Origin of the sequence: Phenylobacterium sp., from assembly GCF_030697925.1 — a bacterium.
Classification (GTDB): Bacteria; Pseudomonadota; Alphaproteobacteria; order Caulobacterales; family Caulobacteraceae; genus Phenylobacterium.
This window is the reverse complement of record NZ_JAUYOJ010000188.1, coordinates 1-17,079: the sequence shown is the minus strand read 5'-3', so window position 1 is coordinate 17,079 and position 17,079 is coordinate 1. Positions and strand designations below refer to the sequence as shown.

15 protein-coding genes are annotated in these 17,079 nt (G+C 69.8%); 8 read left to right on the top strand and 7 right to left on the bottom strand.

Features of this window, described 5'->3' with window-relative positions; all coding sequences use genetic code 11:
* A partial coding sequence (locus tag Q8Q88_RS18315) for a formate dehydrogenase accessory sulfurtransferase FdhD (RefSeq protein WP_305676621.1) occupies positions 1-442 on the top strand: 442 nt, incomplete at its 5' end.
* Positions 443-478: 36 nt separating this feature from the next.
* On the opposite strand, the gene Q8Q88_RS18310 is transcribed toward Q8Q88_RS18315, so the two are convergent.
* The 3 genes from Q8Q88_RS18310 to Q8Q88_RS18300 all read right to left on the bottom strand — a co-directional run bounded on the left by Q8Q88_RS18310 (position 479) and on the right by Q8Q88_RS18300 (position 3,281).
* Complete coding sequence (locus tag Q8Q88_RS18310) at positions 479-856, bottom strand: VOC family protein (protein WP_305676620.1); 378 nt, start codon at positions 854-856, stop codon at positions 479-481.
* Positions 857-905: 49 nt separating this feature from the next.
* Complete coding sequence (locus Q8Q88_RS18305) at positions 906-2,018, bottom strand: S-(hydroxymethyl)glutathione dehydrogenase/class III alcohol dehydrogenase (protein ID WP_305676619.1); 1,113 nt, start codon at positions 2,016-2,018, stop codon at positions 906-908.
* 63 nt (positions 2,019-2,081) lie between these two features.
* Entirely contained in the window at positions 2,082-3,281 is a 1,200-nt protein-coding gene (locus Q8Q88_RS18300; protein ID WP_305676618.1) for a DSD1 family PLP-dependent enzyme, read from the bottom strand.
* A gap of 148 nt (positions 3,282-3,429) precedes the next feature.
* On the opposite strand from Q8Q88_RS18300, the gene Q8Q88_RS18295 reads away from it, so the two are divergent.
* Positions 3,430-4,809 carry an L-serine ammonia-lyase gene (locus Q8Q88_RS18295; RefSeq protein WP_305676617.1) on the top strand — a complete coding sequence of 460 codons (1,380 nt, stop codon included), beginning with the start codon at positions 3,430-3,432 and terminating at the stop codon, positions 4,807-4,809.
* Positions 4,810-4,814: 5 nt separating this feature from the next.
* Here Q8Q88_RS18295 and Q8Q88_RS18290 read toward each other — a convergent pair whose 3' ends face one another.
* Complete coding sequence (locus tag Q8Q88_RS18290; protein WP_305676616.1) at positions 4,815-6,659, bottom strand: methyl-accepting chemotaxis protein; 1,845 nt, start codon at positions 6,657-6,659, stop codon at positions 4,815-4,817.
* A 140-nt stretch (positions 6,660-6,799) separates the two neighbouring features.
* Here Q8Q88_RS18290 and Q8Q88_RS18285 point away from each other — a divergent pair, with 140 nt between their 5' ends.
* Complete coding sequence (locus Q8Q88_RS18285) at positions 6,800-7,957, top strand: MFS transporter (protein WP_305676615.1); 1,158 nt, start codon at positions 6,800-6,802, stop codon at positions 7,955-7,957.
* Between the two features lie 31 nt (positions 7,958-7,988).
* The gene (locus tag Q8Q88_RS18280; RefSeq protein WP_305676614.1) at positions 7,989-9,014 is read left to right on the top strand and encodes a serine hydrolase; all 1,026 of its coding nucleotides are present in this window, start codon (positions 7,989-7,991) and stop codon (positions 9,012-9,014) included.
* Here the strand turns inward: Q8Q88_RS18280 and Q8Q88_RS18275 are convergent.
* Positions 9,011-10,759, bottom strand: coding sequence for a hypothetical protein (locus Q8Q88_RS18275; RefSeq protein WP_305676613.1), 1,749 nt, complete (start codon positions 10,757-10,759; stop codon positions 9,011-9,013). The genes Q8Q88_RS18280 and Q8Q88_RS18275 overlap by 4 nt on opposite strands.
* A 140-nt stretch (positions 10,760-10,899) precedes the next feature.
* On the opposite strand from Q8Q88_RS18275, the gene Q8Q88_RS18270 reads away from it, so the two are divergent.
* Positions 10,900-11,358, top strand: coding sequence for a (2Fe-2S)-binding protein (locus Q8Q88_RS18270; RefSeq protein ID WP_305676612.1), 459 nt, complete (start codon positions 10,900-10,902; stop codon positions 11,356-11,358).
* Positions 11,355-13,595 carry a xanthine dehydrogenase family protein molybdopterin-binding subunit gene (locus Q8Q88_RS18265; RefSeq protein ID WP_305676611.1) on the top strand — a complete coding sequence of 747 codons (2,241 nt, stop codon included), beginning with the start codon at positions 11,355-11,357 and terminating at the stop codon, positions 13,593-13,595. Before Q8Q88_RS18270 ends, Q8Q88_RS18265 begins: the two co-directional genes overlap by 4 nt.
* 124 nt (positions 13,596-13,719) lie before the next feature.
* Here Q8Q88_RS18265 and Q8Q88_RS18260 read toward each other — a convergent pair whose 3' ends face one another.
* Entirely contained in the window at positions 13,720-14,703 is a 984-nt protein-coding gene (locus Q8Q88_RS18260; RefSeq protein WP_305676610.1) for a YafY family protein, read from the bottom strand.
* 80 nt (positions 14,704-14,783) lie between these two features.
* Between Q8Q88_RS18260 and Q8Q88_RS18255 the strand changes: the two genes are divergently transcribed.
* Entirely contained in the window at positions 14,784-15,185 is a 402-nt protein-coding gene (locus tag Q8Q88_RS18255) for a hypothetical protein (RefSeq protein ID WP_305676609.1), read from the top strand.
* 142 nt (positions 15,186-15,327) lie between these two features.
* Here the strand turns inward: Q8Q88_RS18255 and Q8Q88_RS18250 are convergent, their stop codons facing one another.
* Positions 15,328-16,278 carry a nitronate monooxygenase family protein gene (locus tag Q8Q88_RS18250; RefSeq protein WP_305676608.1) on the bottom strand — a complete coding sequence of 317 codons (951 nt, stop codon included), beginning with the start codon at positions 16,276-16,278 and terminating at the stop codon, positions 15,328-15,330.
* 150 nt (positions 16,279-16,428) lie between these two features.
* Here Q8Q88_RS18250 and Q8Q88_RS18245 point away from each other — a divergent pair, with 150 nt between their 5' ends.
* On the top strand, positions 16,429-16,932 hold the full coding sequence (locus Q8Q88_RS18245; protein ID WP_305676607.1) for a hypothetical protein: 504 nt from the start codon (positions 16,429-16,431) through the stop codon (positions 16,930-16,932).
* Positions 16,933-17,079: the final 147 nt, after the last annotated feature.

Sequence of the window (17,079 nt, the reverse complement as noted above, 5' to 3'; positions counted from 1 at the left end):
GGCGCTGCGCCCGCTGCCGCAGGTCGGACCGCCGTCGTCGATCAATTCCGACGCGATCTTTGCCGGGCTTGAGGCCTTACGCGATCATCAGCCGCTCAATGCCGCGACCGGGGCGGTCCACGCGGCGGCCTATGCCGCGATCGACGGGCGGATTCTGGCCGCGCGCGAGGATGTCGGGCGCCACAACGCCTTCGACAAGCTGATCGGCCACGGCTTGCGTCATGACCTGCCCCCGGGCGAGGGCTTTGCGCTGCTCACCTCGCGCTGCTCGTTCGAACTGGTCGAGAAGGCCGCATTGGCCGGGGTGCGGCTGCTGGTCACGATCTCCGCGCCGACCGCGCTGGCGATCGATCGCGCCGAGGCCTGCGGCCTGACCCTGATCGCGCTGGCCCGCGCCGACGAGATGCTGGTCGCCGCCGATCCGCACGGGGTGTTTGGCTAGCGCCGTCCCGGACTCGATCCGGGACGGCGAATGAACTCAAACCCGCTTGAGCGCGCACAGCTTGTTGCCATCGGGATCGCGCAGATAGGCGAGGTAGAGCTTGCCGAAGCTGCCCTCGCGCACCCCCGGCGGATCCTCGATCGCGGTGCCGCCATTGGCCACGCCCGCCGCATGCCAGGCGTCGGCCTGCGCTCCGTCAGCCATGGTGAAGCCCACCGTGCAGCCGTTGCCGGGTGTCGCCGGCTGGCCGTCGATCGGCGGGGTGACCATGAACAGGCCGTCGTTGTGCATGTAGATCAGGCGGCCCTTGTCGTCCTGCATCCCCGGCTTGCCGCCGATCGCGGTGAACACCGCGTCGTAGAACTTTTTCGACCGCGCGGTGTCGTTCGATCCGACCATGTTGTGGCTGTACATCGCTTTTTCCTCTCAGTTTCTAATTGCTAATTCTCTCCGATACGGCGTGTCAATAGACCACCACGCTGCGGATGCTCTCGCCCGCGTGCATCAGGTCGAAGCCCTTGTTGATCTCGTCGAGGGTGAGCACGTGGGTGATCATGGGATCGATCGCGATTTTGCCTTCCATGTACCAGTCGACGATTTTGGGCACGTCGGTGCGCCCCTTGGCCCCGCCGAACGCGGTGCCGCGCCAGTTGCGTCCGGTGACCAGCTGGAACGGCCGCGTGGCGATTTCCTTGCCCGCCTCTGCCACGCCGATGATGATCGAGGTGCCCCAGCCGCGGTGGCACGCCTCGAGCGCGGTGCGCATGACCTCGGTGTTGCCGGTGGCGTCGAAAGTGTAGTCCGCCCCGCCGTCAGTCAGCGCGACGATCTTTGCCACGGTTTCGTCACGGCTCATGCCCTTGGTGTTGAGGAATTGGGTCATGCCGAACTGTCGGCCCCATTCCTCGCGATCGGGATTGATATCGACCCCGATGATCTTGCCCGCGCCCGCCAGTTTCGCACCCTGAATCACGTTGAGCCCGATCCCACCGAGGCCAAACACGACCACGTTGTCGCCGACCTGGACTTTGGCGGTGTTGACCACCGCGCCGACACCTGTGGTCACCCCGCAGCCGATGTAGCAACTGGTCTTGAACGGCGCATCCTGACGGATCTTGGCCACCGCGATCTCGGGCAGGACGGTGAAGTTGGAGAAGGTCGAACAGCCCATGTAGTGGAAGATCGTCTCGCCCTTGTAGCTGAACCGGCTGGTCCCGTCGGGCATCAGCCCCTTGCCCTGGGTGGCGCGGATCGCGGTGCACAAGTTGGTCTTGCCCGAAAGGCACGACTTACACTGGCGGCATTCGGGGGTGTAGAGCGGGATCACGTGGTCGCCGGGCTTGACGCTGGTGACGCCCGCGCCGACCTCGCGCACCACGCCAGCGCCTTCGTGACCGAGTACGCTGGGAAACAGCCCTTCGCTGTCGAGCCCGTCGAGCGTGTAGGCGTCGGTGTGGCAGATCCCCGTCGCCATGATCTCGACCAGGACTTCGCCCGCCTTCGGACCCTCCAGATCGAGTTCGACGATCTCGAGCGGCTGCATGGCGGCAAAGGCGACGGCGGCGCGGGTCTTCATGGGGTCCTCACGGGTCTTCGTTGTCGGCGCACAAAAGGGCAGGCCGCGCCTTCGGGCAAGCCCCTAGACCCGCGCCGTGCGCCGCGCGTCGACCGGCCAGACCTCGACGCCGCCCAGCTCATCCACCACGAACAGCGCGTCGTGCAGGTTGACGGTCGGGTCGATGTGGCCGGGCTGCAGCCAGACCAGGTCGCCGACCTGGGGCGCGTCGGCCGGCCAGGCGATGGCCTCGTCGGCGTCGGTCGCGGTCACCGCGCGGTCGAAGTCGCCGCCGCCCTTCAGCGCCTGGGTCAGGGCTGGATGGAAGATCGCCCCGTGCTCGTCGCCCATGGGCCGCCAGCGGGCGCCCTGCGGCGCGCCGGCCGCGATCCGCGCCGGCGGTCCGTCCACGGAATGGGCCTTCAGGCCGGCGTCGCAGACCACGTGGGTCTTGTGGCGCGCCGAGACCACCGTGGCTGCCAGAAACAGCGAAGGGGCGAAGGCCCAGGGGCCGCCGTCGGGCGACGGACAGTCCTCGTACTCCACGTCCATGAAGGCGTAGGACCCGGCCTGGATCTCGTTGAACACGCCGGAGGCCAGGTCCGCCGCATAGGTGCCCGTGCCGCCGCCGGTGACGATCTGCGGCGCCAGACCCGCCTCGGTGAGTTCGCCCACCAGGCCGCCCAGCCGCTGGCGCACCGCCTCGCAGGCCGCCCGGCGCTGGTCGAGATCGGTCAGGTGCTGCAGGTGGCCGAGATAGGCCTGGACGCCGCGATACAGCAGTCCGGGCGCGGCGTTGGCGTGGCGAACGAGCGCCAGCACGTCCTCCGGCGGGACCCCGGTGCGATGGGTGCCCAGGTCGATATCGATGACCAACCCCACGATGGTGTCCGCCGCCACGGCCGCGGCCGACAGCCGGTCGATCTGGCCTGCATCGTCGGCCACCACCGCGATCTTCACCCCGCCCTTGGCGATGGCGGCGATCCGCGCCGCGCCCCAGGGCGCCGGCGGCGAGGTGACCAGCAGGTCGCCGATCCCGGCCGCGGCATAGACCTCGGCCTCCCCCACGGTCTGGCAACAGAGGCCGACGGCCCCCAGCTCCACCTGCCGCCGGCCCAGGGTCGAGCACTTGTGCATCTTGCCGTGCGCCCGCAGCTTGACGCCCGCGGCGTCGCACAGGGCCTGCATGGCCGCCAGGTTCTGCTCCAGCACCGCGCGGCGGACGACCAGGGCGGGGGTCATGGGCGGGCGGAACGCGAGGGGCGGGCCAGGGCGGTCGGTCATCGGGGCGTCTCTCGGGAAGGCGTGGGCGGACGCCATGTGATGATGGGATTTCCGCTCCGGCGCTACTGCCACCTGCAGATTTGGCGAAGGCGCGGATATTCCCACCCCGCCTTGGCGCGGTTCGCGCGATGACGTACCTACACCGCCCATGACCACGAGCGCGTTCGACCTGTTTAAGCTGGGCGTGGGGCCGTCCAGTTCCCACACCATGGGACCGATGACCGCCGGGGCGCGGTTCATGGCGCGGTTGGCGGAGCAGGGTCTGCTGGCCGGCGTCGCACGGGTGGAGGTCACGCTTTACGCCTCCCTGGCCCTGACCGGCAAAGGGCATGCCACGGACCGGGCGGTGATCCTCGGCCTGGCGGGATTCCGTCCCGCGACCATCGATCCCGACGCCGCCGACGCGGCCCTGGAAGCCATTCGCGCCAACGGCCGCCTTAGGCTGGGCGAGGCCGGCCCGGAGATTGGCTTCGACGAGGCCCGCGACCTGGTCTGGGCCGGCCGCACCCGCCTGCCGCAGCACCCCAACGCCGTCGCCTTCCGCGCCTTCGTCGCCGACGGCGCCCTGAGCCTCGAGCGCACCTATTTCTCGATCGGCGGCGGCTTCGTGCTGGACGAGGACGAGATCGCCGCCAATGGCCCGCCGGCCCGCGCCGTCCCGGCGCCCTATCCCTTCGGCTCCGGCGTCGAGCTGCTGGAGCAGGCGGAGCGGGCCGGCCTGACCATCGCCGAGCTGATGTTCGCCAACGAGGCCGCCGCGCGCGCGCCCGACGAGGTCAATGCCGGCCTCGACGCCATCTTCACCGCCATGGAGGCGTGCATCGAGCGCGGCATGCGCCAGGAAGGTTGCCTGCCCGGCGGGCTGAAGGTCCGTCGCCGCGCCAGCCAGATCCGCAACGACCTGATGGCCAAGGTGGAGCGCAACATCTCCGACCCGCTGGCCGCCCTGGACTGGGTCAATCTCTGGGCGCTCGCGGTCAATGAGGAGAACGCCTCCGGCGGCCGGGTGGTCACCGCCCCCACCAACGGCGCGGCGGGGCTGCTTCCGGCCGTGCTGCGCTATTACGACCGGTTCTATCGGGGCTCGACCGAGGGCCGGCGCACCTTCCTGCTGACCGCCGCGGCCATCGGCGCGCTCTACAAGCAGAACGCGTCGATCTCCGGCGCCGAGGTCGGCTGCCAGGGTGAGGTGGGCGTGGCCTGCTCCATGGCCGCCGCGGGCCTCACCGCCGCCCTCGGCGGCTCCAACGCACAGATCGAGAACGCCGCCGAGATCGGCATGGAGCACAACCTGGGCCTCACCTGCGATCCCATCGGCGGCCTGGTCCAGATCCCCTGCATCGAGCGCAACGCCATGGGGGCGGTGAAGGCCATCGACGCCTCGCGCCTGGCCCTGTTGGGCGACGGCCAGCACACCGTCTCCCTCGACAAGGTGATCGCCACCATGAAGCGCACCGGCCAGGATATGAGCGAAATCTACAAAGAGACCTCGCTGGGCGGCCTCGCGGTCAATCTCGTCGAGTGCTGAGGCCCCTAGCCCGCGCGAGCGACGGGGAAGCTGTCAGCTAGCCGCGTTTCGAGATCGCGCACGGAGCCTTCCTGCGGTCCGCCCAGACGGAAGCGGCGCACCATCTGGCTGAGCTCCTCGGCCTGGCCGGTCAGGCCGTGACTGGCCGACGTCGCCTCCTGCACCATGGCCGCGTTCTGTTGGACGCCGCGATCCATGTCGGCGACGGCGCTGTTCACCTGGCCGATGCCGGTCGCCTGCTCCCGCGCCGAGGCGGCCATGGCCACCACCAGGTCGTGGATCTCCCCCACCTTGGCGGCGATCAGGGTCAGGGCCTCTCCCGCCCCGCCCACCAGCCGCACGCCGTTCTCCACCTCGGCGTTTGATGTCGAGACCAGGGCCTTGATCTCCTTGGCGGCCTCGGCCGATCGCTGCGCCAGGGCGCGGACCTCGGAGGCGACCACCGCGAAGCCGCGCCCCGCCTCGCCGGCCCGGGCGGCCTCCACCCCGGCGTTCAGCGCCAGCAGGTTGGTCTGGAAGGCGATCTCGTCGATCACCCCGATGATCTGGCCGATCTCGTGGGAGGACTGCTCGATCCGGGTCATGGCGCCCATGGCCTCGGCGACCACGCCGTCGGATTGCTGCGCCGCCTGTGTCGCCTCGCCGACGGCGCGCCGGGCCGCCTCGGCGCTTTCGGCGGTCTTGCCGACTGTGCTGGTGATCTGGTCGAGCGCCGCGGCCGTTTCCTCCAGCGCCGCGGCCTGTTGCTCCGTGCGCTGGGCTAGGCTTTCCGTCGCGGTGGAGATGCCGCTGGCGCCGGCGCGGACCTCGGCCGTGGCCTGCGAGATGACGCCCAGGGTGCGCGCCAGTTCCTCCATGGCGGCGTTGAAGTCACGCCGGATCTTTTCGTAGTCGGGCGGGAAGGTCTCCGTCAGCCGCAGGCTGAGATCGCCGGCCGACAGCCGTTCCAGGCCTCTGCCCAGCTGGGTCATGACCTGGTCGCGCCGGCCGCTCTCGGTCTCGCGCTCTGCGGCCGCGCCCTCGCGGGCCTCCGCCGCCTGGGTCCGCTCGTCGGCCTCGCGGGCCAGCAGCTCCTCGCGTTCGCCTGCGGCATGGCGGAACACTTCGACGGCCTGAGCCATCTCGCCGATCTCGTCGGTGCGCTGCTTGTACGGAGTCTCCACGGCCTCGCCCGCGGCGACCCGGCTCATGACCTTGGTCATGCGGCCGATCGGCGTGACCAGCCCGACCCGCGCCACCCATACGCCGATCACCAGCATTGCCGCCGAGAGGACGGCCATCAGGCCGGCCAGCCCCATCAGCCAGGTGCGGTCGCGCGCGGCCTGCGCCTCGGTGGCCTTGTTCATGTCATTGGCTGCGGCGACCATCCGGTCGACCACTTCGCGGTGGGCGGCGTAGGCGGCGGCCACCTCGCCCATGGAGGCCCGAGCGGCGTCCGCGTCGCCGCGCTCCAGCGCGGGCAGGAAGTCGGTCTCGACCTCGGTCCAGAACCGCCGCACCTCGGCGTGCGAGGTCTCGACCATGTCGCGCTTCAGGTCCGCCGGCAGGGGCGCGTCGGTCCAGAAGGCGTGCCGCTGGTCATATTCCTCATGGAGTTTGGCGATCCGCGCCTTGGCCTCGCCCACGGTCGCCGGCGCATCCAGGGCCAGGCGGGTCACCAGATAGGCCTCGATCACATAGGCCGGCGGCGGCAGGATGTCGGCGACCAGGTCCTTGCCCAGCACGATGCGGTCATAGAGCGGGCCGCCGACCCGCAGCTGCTGGATGGCGTAGAAGCTGGCGGCGGCGCTCGCCAACAGACCCGCGAACACTGCGACGGCCAGCAGATTGATGGCCCTCTGGATTCGCATGCGGTCGCCTCCCCGGTTGCGCGCAACAATGCAGGGTGGTTCCGACATGGTTAACATCGCCTTAGGCCGAAGACTTTCCTGACGTACCGCTCAGAAGAACTCAGTCGACTTCGCCAGGTTTGACGTTGAAGCTTCGCCGCATGGACCCGCGCGTATTTGTTTTAGCCCTTTCAACATTCTCCTTCGGCTCCAGCGCCTTCATTTTCGCCGGCGTGCTGGAACCCATGGCCGCCGACCTGGGCGTCGCCACCGGCACGGTGGGCCAGCTGCAGACGGTCTATGTCCTGACCGCGGCCCTGGCCGGGCCCCCGCTGGCCATGATGCTGGGGCGGCGGGAGCGCAAGTCGATCCTGCTGCTGGCCCTGGCCACCTCGATCGTCTTCAGCCTGCTCTGCAGCTTCGCGGCGAACTTCAGCCAGCTCCTCGGGTTACGCGCCGTGCTGGGCGGCGTCGCGGCCCTGGCCGGCCCCGGCGCCTCGACCATGGCCGCAAGCCTGGTTCCGCCGGAGAAGCGCGGCTCGGCCATGGCCACGGTCACCGGCGGCATGACCATCGCCTTCCTGCTGGGAATTCCCATGGGCAGCGTGGTGGGCTCGGCCTTCGGCTGGCGCGCCACCTTCCTGCTGTCGGCCTTCCTGGCGCTGGTCGCCTTCACCGGCGTGGCCCTGTTCACCCCGCGCGTCACACCGCCGGCCCCGATCAAGGGCGGCAAGCTCGCCATCGCCACGGCCCTGCCGCTCTGGACCGCCGCCTTCCTGGCCTTCGGCGCCAACATGACCATCAGCACCTATCTGGCCCCGATCATCCGCCTGCAGACCGGCGTCACCGGCGCCGGAGTCGGGGCCTTCCAGCTGGTGATCGGGGTGGGCAGCTTCCTCGGCCTATGGCTGGGCGGCCGCAGCGCCGACCGAGGCAAGGGCGCTCTCTTGGTGGGCCTGGCCTTCCTGACCCTGGCCTGCGGCGCCGGTCTCCACACCCTGGAGCTCGTGGGCGGCGCCCCGGCGGGGCTCGCCACCAATGCGATGGTCTGCCTGGCCATCCTGGTCACGGCGACCTCGCTGTTCGCGATCATGCCTGTGTTGCAGAGCCGGCTGGTGGAGGCCCTGCCCACCGCCGCGGTCCTCGCCCTAGCGATCAACGGCTCGGCCGTCTCGCTCGGCCAGGCGCTGGGCGGGGCCAATGGCGGCCTGATGTTGACCCAGTTCGGCGGCCCGGCGATCACTATCTCGGCCATGGCCTTGGCGATCGCCGGCGCCGTCTTCTGGTTCCTCACCGCCGGTCGCGCGCGTCCTGGATGACAACCGGCCAGCCAGGAGCCAGCCTGGCGCCATGAGCCTCATGCCTCTCCCCGCCCAGCCCGCCGATGTTCCCTGGCCCACGGAGGCCTGGCCGCAGGGCGAGCCGCCCGCCGGCCTCGACCGCGCGCGCTTCCAGGCCCTGCTCGCCCGGGCCTTCGACACCGACGACATGGGCGAGACCCATGCGCTCGCCATCGTCCAGGGCGGGCGGCTGATCTTCGAACGCTACGGCCCGCGCCACGGCCGCGACCACACCTATCCGTCCTGGTCCAAGGCCAAGAGCATCACCCAGGCCCTGGTCGGGATCCTGGTCGGCCAGGGACGGCTCGACATCCACGCCCCCGCCGATGTGCCCGAATGGTGCGAGCCCGGCGATCCGCGCGGCGACATCACCCTCGACCAGCTCCTGCGCATGTCCAGCGGGCTGAGGTTCGTCGAGGACTACGTACCCGAACACCCCTCCGACGTGATCGAGATGCTCCAACGCAGCGGCAGGCCCGACATGGCCCATTTCGCGGCGTCCATGCCCCTGGAGCACGCGCCGGGAAGCTTCTGGTCCTACGCCAGCGGCACGACCAACATCGTCTCGCGCATCCTCGCCCGGGCGTTCGGCGCTACGGGCGAGGACTTCCACGGCTTCATGCGCCGGGCCCTGTTCGATCCCCTGGGAATGCAGAGCCCGATCCCGAAGTTCGACGGCGCGGGAACCTTCATCGGCTCGTCCTATTGTTTCGCCACCGCCCGGGATTTCGCCCGCTTCGGCCTGCTCTATCTGCGCGACGGAATCTGGCAGGGCCGCCGGCTGTTGCCCGAAGGCTGGGTCGACTACGCCCGCACCCCCACCTTCCAGCAGCCGGGCGAAGAGACCCGCTACGGCGCCCACTGGTGGCTGGACGTCGGAGGGCCCGGCTCGTTTTCCGCCAACGGCTATGACGGCCAGTACACGGTTCTGGCCCCTGACCTCGACCTGATCCTGGTCCGCCACGGCGCCACGCCCCTGGCCAAGAAGGACGCTCTGAAGGCCTGGGTCGGGCAGGCGGTGGACTGCTTCCGCTAGTCGGCGTCGCCGGCCAGCACGGTCTCCTGGTGCTTCAACGCCACGGCCGCTGGAAATCCCGACCAGCCCTGTAGCAGCGAGCCGCGGCCCCAGGGCGGAGAGAAGTATTCCACCGCCCCCAGCCAGCCCTGTTTCAGGCAATGCTCCCACCAGGCGACCAGCGGATAGCGCCATCCCGGGAGCCCGCGCCGCAGTCGCTCCTCGGCATAGACCCCGTCCAGCCACGGCCAGTCCGAGCCATTGTGGTAGCGGAAGGCGAAGGCCGATTTGGAACGCACGTCGGCTCGGTGCTGGAACGGCGGATAGACGCACATCATACCCCAGTCGCCGAAGCCCTGGTCGTGGTTGTGGCGGGTCTCAAGCCGACGGCGCACCGCCTCCAGAACCTCGATCGCCCGCTCATCGGAGACCGCGTCGTAGCGCAGCAAGGTCAGGCTATCGAGGGTGAGGTGGTCCTCCAGGGTCGGCTCCACCTCGGCCAGGCCCTCGGGGGCGTGATAGTCCGCATGCCAGCCTTCACGACGCCACAGATGGGTCTCCAGCGCCGCGCGCGTCTCGACGGCCAGGGCCTTGGCGGCCCTGCCGAGCGCCGGATCCAGCTTGCTCCCCAGCTTGGTGATCACGTCCAGCGCGCCGACCCACAGGCCCAGATCATAGGCCACGAACCCGCCGCGATAGACGTTGTCGGCCCAGTCGCGGTCGTGGCGCGGCTTCACCGGCAGGCCCATCTCGGAGAGTTCGCGATAACGGTCGAACACCGCCTTCACCAGGGGCCAGTGGCGCTCGGCGGGCTCCAGGTCGCCGGTGGTGCGCACATAGTCGCCGATCGCCAGGACGAAGAAGAGCGGACTGTCGAAGTGGTCGCTCCACCAGTCGGTCGAGCGGGTGTGAATCCAGTCCATTCCGAAGGCGGTGGTGCGCAGCTCCTCCCAGGCCCGCGCCTGCTCGGTCCCCGAGACGATCACCCCGGAGGGCGCCTCGCCATCGGGCTGCAGGCCCGAGGCCAGGATCTCGATCTCCTCGTGGACGATGCTGGGGGCCAGGCCCAGCAACAGCTGCAGGGTCCAGAAGCCGTCGCGGTAATAGGTCCGGGCCGGGGTCGAATAGTGCAGGCCCGCCGCCAGGCCGTCGAAGCGGCCGCGCTCGTCGCGCCGCACGCTGGAAAGCCCCGCATGGGTCCCCTGCATGACCATGCTGCGCATCACCGGATCGGCCTCCGGCATGAGGTCGCAATGGGCCGCATAGGCCAGGGCCTCGCCCACGATCGTGTCGACGGCGAAGTGCAGCGCCCGGTCCGCCTCGGCCAGGTCCGCCCCGGCCGACACCACCAGGTCCTCGCCGCGCTGCTCGATCAGCACCACCCCCCACTGCAGGTCGATCCGACGCCGGGTCTTGTCGCGCCGGACGCGGGCCTTGGGATGGGTGCTGCGATCCCAGTTGGCGCAGCGCTTGGAGGGCGTGAATCCGCGATAGGTCGCGCCCCGGATCACCATCACCGGCGCCTCCTGGGCGGCGAACACGCCCCCGGCGCGCGCGTCGTTCAGGCCATTGGGGAAATAGACATAGGGCCCTTCCAGGGCCGAGAACCGCAGCCGCCCCAGATCGCCCTCGCCCCAGAGGGCCAGGTCGGCCCAGCCCTCGGCGTGAAGCTCCCCCTGCAGGCGCGGAGCCATGATCGGCAGGGTCACCGCCTGGTCGCTCTCGATCAGCCCGTCGGCGCGGGGCTTCAGGATCGGCTGGCGCAAGATTTCGCTCCCGACTGCGTCGCCCCGGTTTAGGCCTATCGGCGGAACGCGGGAATAGGCGCGAAAGCTCCGCCGACCCGTCTGGACAGCGGCTCGAAAAAGGGCGCAGCCTGCGGAAAAGGAACCTGGGGAGTGCGGCCATGGCGACGTTCCAACTGAACGGCCGGACGGTCACGAGTTCAGGCCCTGAGGACGCGCCCCTGCTGTGGGCGATCCGCGACGACCTTGGGCTCAAGGGCACGAAGTTCGGCTGCGGGATCGGCGCCTGCGGGGCCTGCACGGTGCATGTCGACGGCCAGGCCATCCGCGCCTGCGTCACGCCGGTCAGCGCCGTGGCCGGCGCCAAGGTCGTCACAATCGAGGGCCTCGATCCCAAGGGCGCCCACCCGCTCCAGACCGCCTGGATCGCGACCCAGGCCCCCCAGTGCGGCTACTGCCAGTCCGGCCAGATCATGCAGGCCGCCGCGCTGCTGGCCGCCACGCCCAGGCCGACCGACGCCGAGATCGACGCGGCTATGAACGGCAACCTCTGCCGCTGCATGGCCTACGTGCGGATCAAGAAGGCCATCAAGCTGGCGGCGACGGGAGCCCGCGCATGAACAAGCCCTTCGCCCCCTCCCGCCGCGGTTTCATGATCGCCGCCACCGCCGCCGGCGCCATGTTCGGTTTCGTCGCGCCGGGCGCCGCCGCCGAGGCCGGCTTCGAGCCCACGGTCTGGTACTCCATCGACCCCCAGGGGATCGTCACCGTCAATGTCATCCGCGCCGAGATGGGCCAGCATGTGGGCACCGCCATCGCCCGTATCGTGGCTGACGAGCTCGAGGCCGACTGGGACAAGGTCCGCATCGTCAGCGTCGATAGCGATCCCAAGTGGGGTTACATGGTCACCGGCGGCTCCTGGTCGGTCTGGCAGAGCTATCCCCTGATGAGCCAGGCCGGCGCCGCCGGCCGCATCGCCCTGATCGAGGCCGGCGCCAAGCTGCTGGGCGCCGATCCCAAGGCCTGCCTCGCCCGCAAGGGCATGGTCAGCGCCGGCGGCAAGTCGGTCTCCTATGGCGATATCGTCGCCAAGGGCGGGCTCAAGGCGTCCTTCACCGAGGCCGAGCTCAAGGCCATGCCGATCAAGCCCCCCGCCGAGCGGCGGCTGATCGGGCGCGAGACCCAGGCCCGCGATATCCCCGACAAGACCAACGGCAAGGGCCTCTACGGCCTCGACGCCGTGGTCCCCGGCATGGTCTACGCCCGGCCCAAGATCCCGCCCACCCGCAACGAGTCCAAGGTGGTCTCGGTGGACGACAGCGCCGCCAAGGCGGTCCCCGGCTACCAGCGCAGCCTGGTCCTGGACGACCCTTCCGGTACGGTCCCTGGCTGGGTGGTGGTCGTGGCCGACAGCTTCGTGGCCGCCGACCGCGCCGCCGAACTGGTCAAGGTCACCTGGACCAATGGCGACACCGCCAAGATCTCCGAAGCCGACCTCCAGGCCCACGCCGCCAAGCTGATCGCCGACCCCAAGGTCGGCGCCATGGTGCTCAACGACGCAGGCGTCGACTCAGCCTTCGGCGCGGCGCGGTCGACCCTGGAGGCGACCTACACCACCGCCAGCGCCATCCATTTCCAGATGGAGCCGGTCAACGCGCTGGCCTTCGAGAAGGACGGCGTCTTCGAGATCCATACCGGCAACCAATGGCAGTCGCTGATCCTGCCGACTCTCGCCAAGGCCCTGGGGCGGCCCGAAGATAAGATCGTCATGCGCACCTACCTGCTAGGCGGCGGGTTCGGGCGGCGGCTGAACGGCGACTATGCGGTGCCCGCGGCCCTGGCCTCCAAGGCGCTCGGTAAGCCGGTCAAGCTGGTATTCACCCGCGCCGACGACACCCTGTTCGACTCCTTCCGTTCCCCGAGCGTCCAGAAGGTCCGCATGGCCTTTGGCGCCGGCGGCGCGGTGAGCGCCATGGAGCATCACGCCTGCGCCGGCTGGCCCACCCTGGTGATGGCGCCCTTCTTCATGCCCAAGGGCGTCGACGGCGTCGCCTACGACCCCTTCGCGATCAACGGCGCCAACCATTGGTACACGGTAGGCGCCCATCGGGTGCGGGCGGTCTCCAACGACCTGGCCAACCGGGCCTTCCGCCCTGGCTGGCTGCGCTCCGTCGGACCCGGCTGGACCAACTGGGCGGTGGAATGCTTCATGGACGAGGCGGCCCACGCCCAGAAGGCCGATCCTCTGGCCTTCCGGCTGAGGCTGCTGGACGGCGCCGGCCGCAACGCCGGAGGCCCGCCCAGCGCGGTCGGCGGCGCCCGGCGCCAGGCCGCCGTCCTGGCCCGCGTCGCCAAGAGCGCCGGCTATGGCGGCAAGCTGCCCAGGGACACCGGCATCGGCCTGGCCACCACCTTCGGCCAGGAACGCGACATGCCCACCTGGATCGCCTGCGCCGCCCGGGTGCGGGTCGACCGCAAGAGCGGTGAGGTCAAGGTCGAGAGCCTGCACCTGGCCGTCGACGCCGGGGCCATCGTCCATCCCGACGGGGCGCTGGCCCAGATGGAGGGGGCCGCGCTCTGGGGCATGAGCCTGGCCCTGTTCGAAGGCGCGACCTTCGCCAACGGCCAGATCGCCGAAACCAATCTCGACAGCTACACCCCGTTGCGCATGGCCGACGTGCCCGAGCTGCACATCGATTTCGTGGAAAGCCCCGAGCCTCCCGTCGGCCTGGGCGAGCCCGCTACGACGGTGGTTGGTCCCGCCATCGGCAACGCCATCTTCGCCGCCGTCGGCGCGAGGCTGCGCCATCTGCCGATCCAACCGGACGCGGTGCTGGCGGCGCTGAAGACGGCCTGAAGACCGGCGCGACCCGCGACCTTCGTTGAAGGCGGACCACGGATGACACGGACAGCACGGAAGCGGCCTCCACGCTGTCCGCGTTTTCGGTGTTTTCCGTGGTCGATTCTTGAGGCCGCGCCGCCTACCCCAACCCGTGCGCCGCCACCGCCACGGCCAGTTCCTCGCGCATCATGGTTTTCAGCCGCTCCGGCCCGAGGATCTCGACCTTGTCGCCCCAGGTGAACAGGTGCCAGGCCAGTTCACGCATCCCCCCGGCGGTGAACCGCACCATGACGCCGCCATCCGCCAGCGGCTCCAGCGACTGGGTCGGATGGAAGCGCCAGCCCATGGCCTCCTCGGCCCCGTGCGGCCGGACCCGCAACTCCACCTGCTCCACCTGATCCTGATAAATGCCGAAGCTGCGGTTCATGAACTCGCGCAGGGAAAACTCCGGCGGCCGCGAACCTGCCGTCTCGCTCACCGCGATCTCGCGGACCCGGTCCAGCCGCCAGGTGCGCGGCTCTACGGAATCCCCCTCGGCCCCCACCAGGTAGTTCGACCGTCCGAACATCAGCCCGAACGGCGTCACCTCCCGCAGCCGTCCGGGCGATGATCCGCCCGCATAGCGGAACCTTAGTCGTCTCAAGGACTTGATAGCGTCGCGCACCGCGCCGAGCACGATCTCGTCCTCGAAGGGACGAGGCCCGGCATGGATAGCCATGGTCTCGGCCTCCAAGAGGGCCTCCAGGTCCGGCGCGAGCTTACGGCGCGCGCCCGCGCGGATCGCGGAGAGGACCTTTTGCTCCAGAGACAGCAACGCCCCGGCTCGGGTTTTCGACCCCGCCTGCCGGTACTGCTCGGCCGCCGCCCGCAGCGCCGCGAACTCGTCGGCGGTCGGCGCCTGGAAGATACCGTCCAGGCCCGAGGGGATGCGGAAACGCTTGGTGGGCGGGTCGTCCACCTCCTCCAACTGGGGGAAGGCGTCGCGCACCGCGTCGCGCATCCGCTCGGCCGTGCGCCGTCCCACCCCCATCTGGTCGGCCATCTCATCGAGGGTCAGGCCCTCGGCCGACGAGGCCAGCATCCGGGCCAGCTCCAACAGCCGCGCCGCCTTCTCATGCCGCATCGCCGGCTCCCGAAAACATACGTCCGCTTCTGACGCATCGGCATCCTATCAAGATCATGCCGAGACGAAAGGTGACTTCGATGACCAGCCGCAACGTAACCCGCTTCCGCCCCGCCCCCCGCCGCCAGGGCGAGCCGCTGTTCCTGTTCGACGCCCGCCGTCCGACCCAGCCGGCAAGCGCGGCCATGATCGACCAGGTCATCACCCACGCCGACATCGCCGTGCGGCTCTCCGGCGGGCGGCTGAAGCTGCGGCTCAGCTCTGGGATGATCGAGGAACTTCAGGCCCAGGGCCGCTTCGACGACAGCGCCCATCGCCTGGCCGACCTCACCGTGGTCTGGGACGAGCATGAGGGCCAGGTGGTCAATGTCCGCGACGACGCCCGCCTGCGCGACGCCGCCCAGCGCTGGTCCGCCCTCGACGCCCTCTGGGACGAGGAAAGCTACGAACCCGAACACGCCATGCGCTCAGCGGCGGCTTAGAGGGAGAGGTAGGGTGAGGGGATGCGGCGCGAAGCGGCGCAACGCGGCTCCTCAACCAACTCGGTGCAGCGGGAACGCCCCCCTCACCTAGCCTCTCCCCCCGAAGACGGGTGGAGAGGAACAGGTCTTCGAGGCGACGCCTCTAGGCCCCCACCATCCCGTACTTCCCCGCCATCTCGGCCATGATCGCCTCGAACTCGGCGACCGTTTCCTTGATCACCTCAGCCACCGGCTTGACGGAGTCGATCCGCCCCGCGACCTGACCGGAGAGCGCGATGGACGCCTCCATGTCGCCGCCGAAATAGAGCGCCTGGGTGTTCTTGAACTCCGACATCACCCCGTTTTCGCCCGGGTCGCGCTCCAGCCGCGAGGTGCGTTCCGTGCGCAGCGCCCGCAGGGCGGCTCCGGGCCCGAAGCGGTTCAGGAAGACTGTGTCGGTCTCCTTGGCCGCGACGATGGCCTCTTTCCAGTTCTGGTGCACCGGGCTCTCGGCGGCCGAGACCATCCGGGTGCCCATCTGCACGCCCTCGGCCCCAAGCGCGAAGGCCGCGGCCATGCTGCGGCCGTCGACCATGCCGCCCGCCGCGATTACCGGTACGCCCACCTTCGAACAGACCAGGGGCAGGAGGACCATGCTGGAGACGTCGCGAGAATTCTTGAAGCCGCCACCCTCGGCGCCCTCCACCACCAGCCCGTCGACTCCGGCGTCGATGGCCTTCAGGGCCGCGGCCAGGGACGGCACCACGTGGAAGACGGTCAGGCCCGCCTCCTTGAGCTGGCTGCAATAGCGGTTCGGGTCGCCGGCCGAGGTGGTGACGAACTTCACCCCCTGGTCGACCACGAAGGAGACGATGTCGGCGTCGCGCACATAGGCCTGGGCGATGTTCACCCCGAACGGCTTGTCGGTGAGCTGGCGCATCTTCTTGACCTCTTCGCGCACGGCGTCGAGCTCGCCCGACGAGGTCTCGATGATCCCCAGGCCTCCCGCATTGGACACCGCCGAGGCCAACTGCGAGCGCGCGATCCAGCCCATGGGAGCCTGGATGATCGGATACTGGACGCCGAGCAGCTCGGTGATGCGGGTCTTGATCATGGCGGGCGCTTCCTCAAACGGCTGTTTGAAACATCTGCGCCGATCGCCCCCCAGGCCGTCAAGCCGCCTTCCGCGCATCCCTCTCGCGAAAGTCTTATTGCGAGTCATTATCAATAGCAATACTGTCGGCGACCACATGAGGACGCCGCCATGCCCGCACCCGAGTCGACCGCCCCCGCCCGCCTCGACGAGCTCAGCCAGGGCGAGCACATGCTGCTCTGGGCGTTCCGGGCCCTGGCCATCGGAGCGCGGGACTGCCGGCTGATCCATCGGCAGTTCGACGAGGCCTGCGGACCGGCCGGCGTCGAGGCCCTGGCGGCGCTCGGCGTCTTCGTTCGCGAGCTAGCCCTGAACGGCCGGCGCAAGATCACCCTGGCCGCCCCAGGCTCCATGCGCATCACCCGCGACGAGCAGTTGATCCTGGCCCTCTTCGCCGCCGCCCAGGCCGAGGACTATGCCCGGCTGGAAGCCCACCTCGCCTGGCTGCTGGCCGGCGAGCCCCGCCCGCCCTTCGCCGCCGCCGCCTGCCTCACCGCCCAGGCCCTAGGGATGAGCGGCTACGTGCTGCGGCTGCCCGAGGTGGAGGCGCCTGCCACCATCGAGCGACCGACTCGGCTTCGTCCTCTCCCCGCTCGAGGGGAGAGGATAGGGTGAGGGGCTGCGGCGCGGTATGAACCGGGTAGATGCCTGACAGTTTGGACCGGGTTGCTCCCTGACAGTTGAGGCTGTGGAAGGGAGGGCCCTTCCGATGCCGTTCAGGGAGCTTGGGCGCTTGGAGCAGCGCGTGGCGATGCTCAGGGA

Excerpts from the sequence above, each read along its gene's own strand:
- Q8Q88_RS18310 (WP_305676620.1), bottom strand. The coding sequence starts at position 856 with ATGTACAGCCACAACATGGTCGGATCGAACGACACCGCGCGGTCGAAA.
- Q8Q88_RS18305 (WP_305676619.1), bottom strand. The coding sequence starts at position 2,018 with ATGAAGACCCGCGCCGCCGTCGCCTTTGCCGCCATGCAGCCGCTCGAG.
- Q8Q88_RS18300 (WP_305676618.1), bottom strand. The coding sequence starts at position 3,281 with ATGACCGACCGCCCTGGCCCGCCCCTCGCGTTCCGCCCGCCCATGACC.
- Q8Q88_RS18295 (WP_305676617.1), top strand. The coding sequence starts at position 3,430 with ATGACCACGAGCGCGTTCGACCTGTTTAAGCTGGGCGTGGGGCCGTCC.
- Q8Q88_RS18290 (WP_305676616.1), bottom strand. The coding sequence starts at position 6,659 with ATGCGAATCCAGAGGGCCATCAATCTGCTGGCCGTCGCAGTGTTCGCG.
- Q8Q88_RS18285 (WP_305676615.1), top strand. The coding sequence starts at position 6,800 with ATGGACCCGCGCGTATTTGTTTTAGCCCTTTCAACATTCTCCTTCGGC.
- Q8Q88_RS18280 (WP_305676614.1), top strand. The coding sequence starts at position 7,989 with ATGAGCCTCATGCCTCTCCCCGCCCAGCCCGCCGATGTTCCCTGGCCC.
- Q8Q88_RS18270 (WP_305676612.1), top strand. The coding sequence starts at position 10,900 with ATGGCGACGTTCCAACTGAACGGCCGGACGGTCACGAGTTCAGGCCCT.
- Q8Q88_RS18265 (WP_305676611.1), top strand. The coding sequence starts at position 11,355 with ATGAACAAGCCCTTCGCCCCCTCCCGCCGCGGTTTCATGATCGCCGCC.
- Q8Q88_RS18260 (WP_305676610.1), bottom strand. The coding sequence starts at position 14,703 with ATGCGGCATGAGAAGGCGGCGCGGCTGTTGGAGCTGGCCCGGATGCTG.
- Q8Q88_RS18255 (WP_305676609.1), top strand. The coding sequence starts at position 14,784 with ATGACCAGCCGCAACGTAACCCGCTTCCGCCCCGCCCCCCGCCGCCAG.
- Q8Q88_RS18250 (WP_305676608.1), bottom strand. The coding sequence starts at position 16,278 with ATGATCAAGACCCGCATCACCGAGCTGCTCGGCGTCCAGTATCCGATC.
- Q8Q88_RS18245 (WP_305676607.1), top strand. The coding sequence starts at position 16,429 with ATGCCCGCACCCGAGTCGACCGCCCCCGCCCGCCTCGACGAGCTCAGC.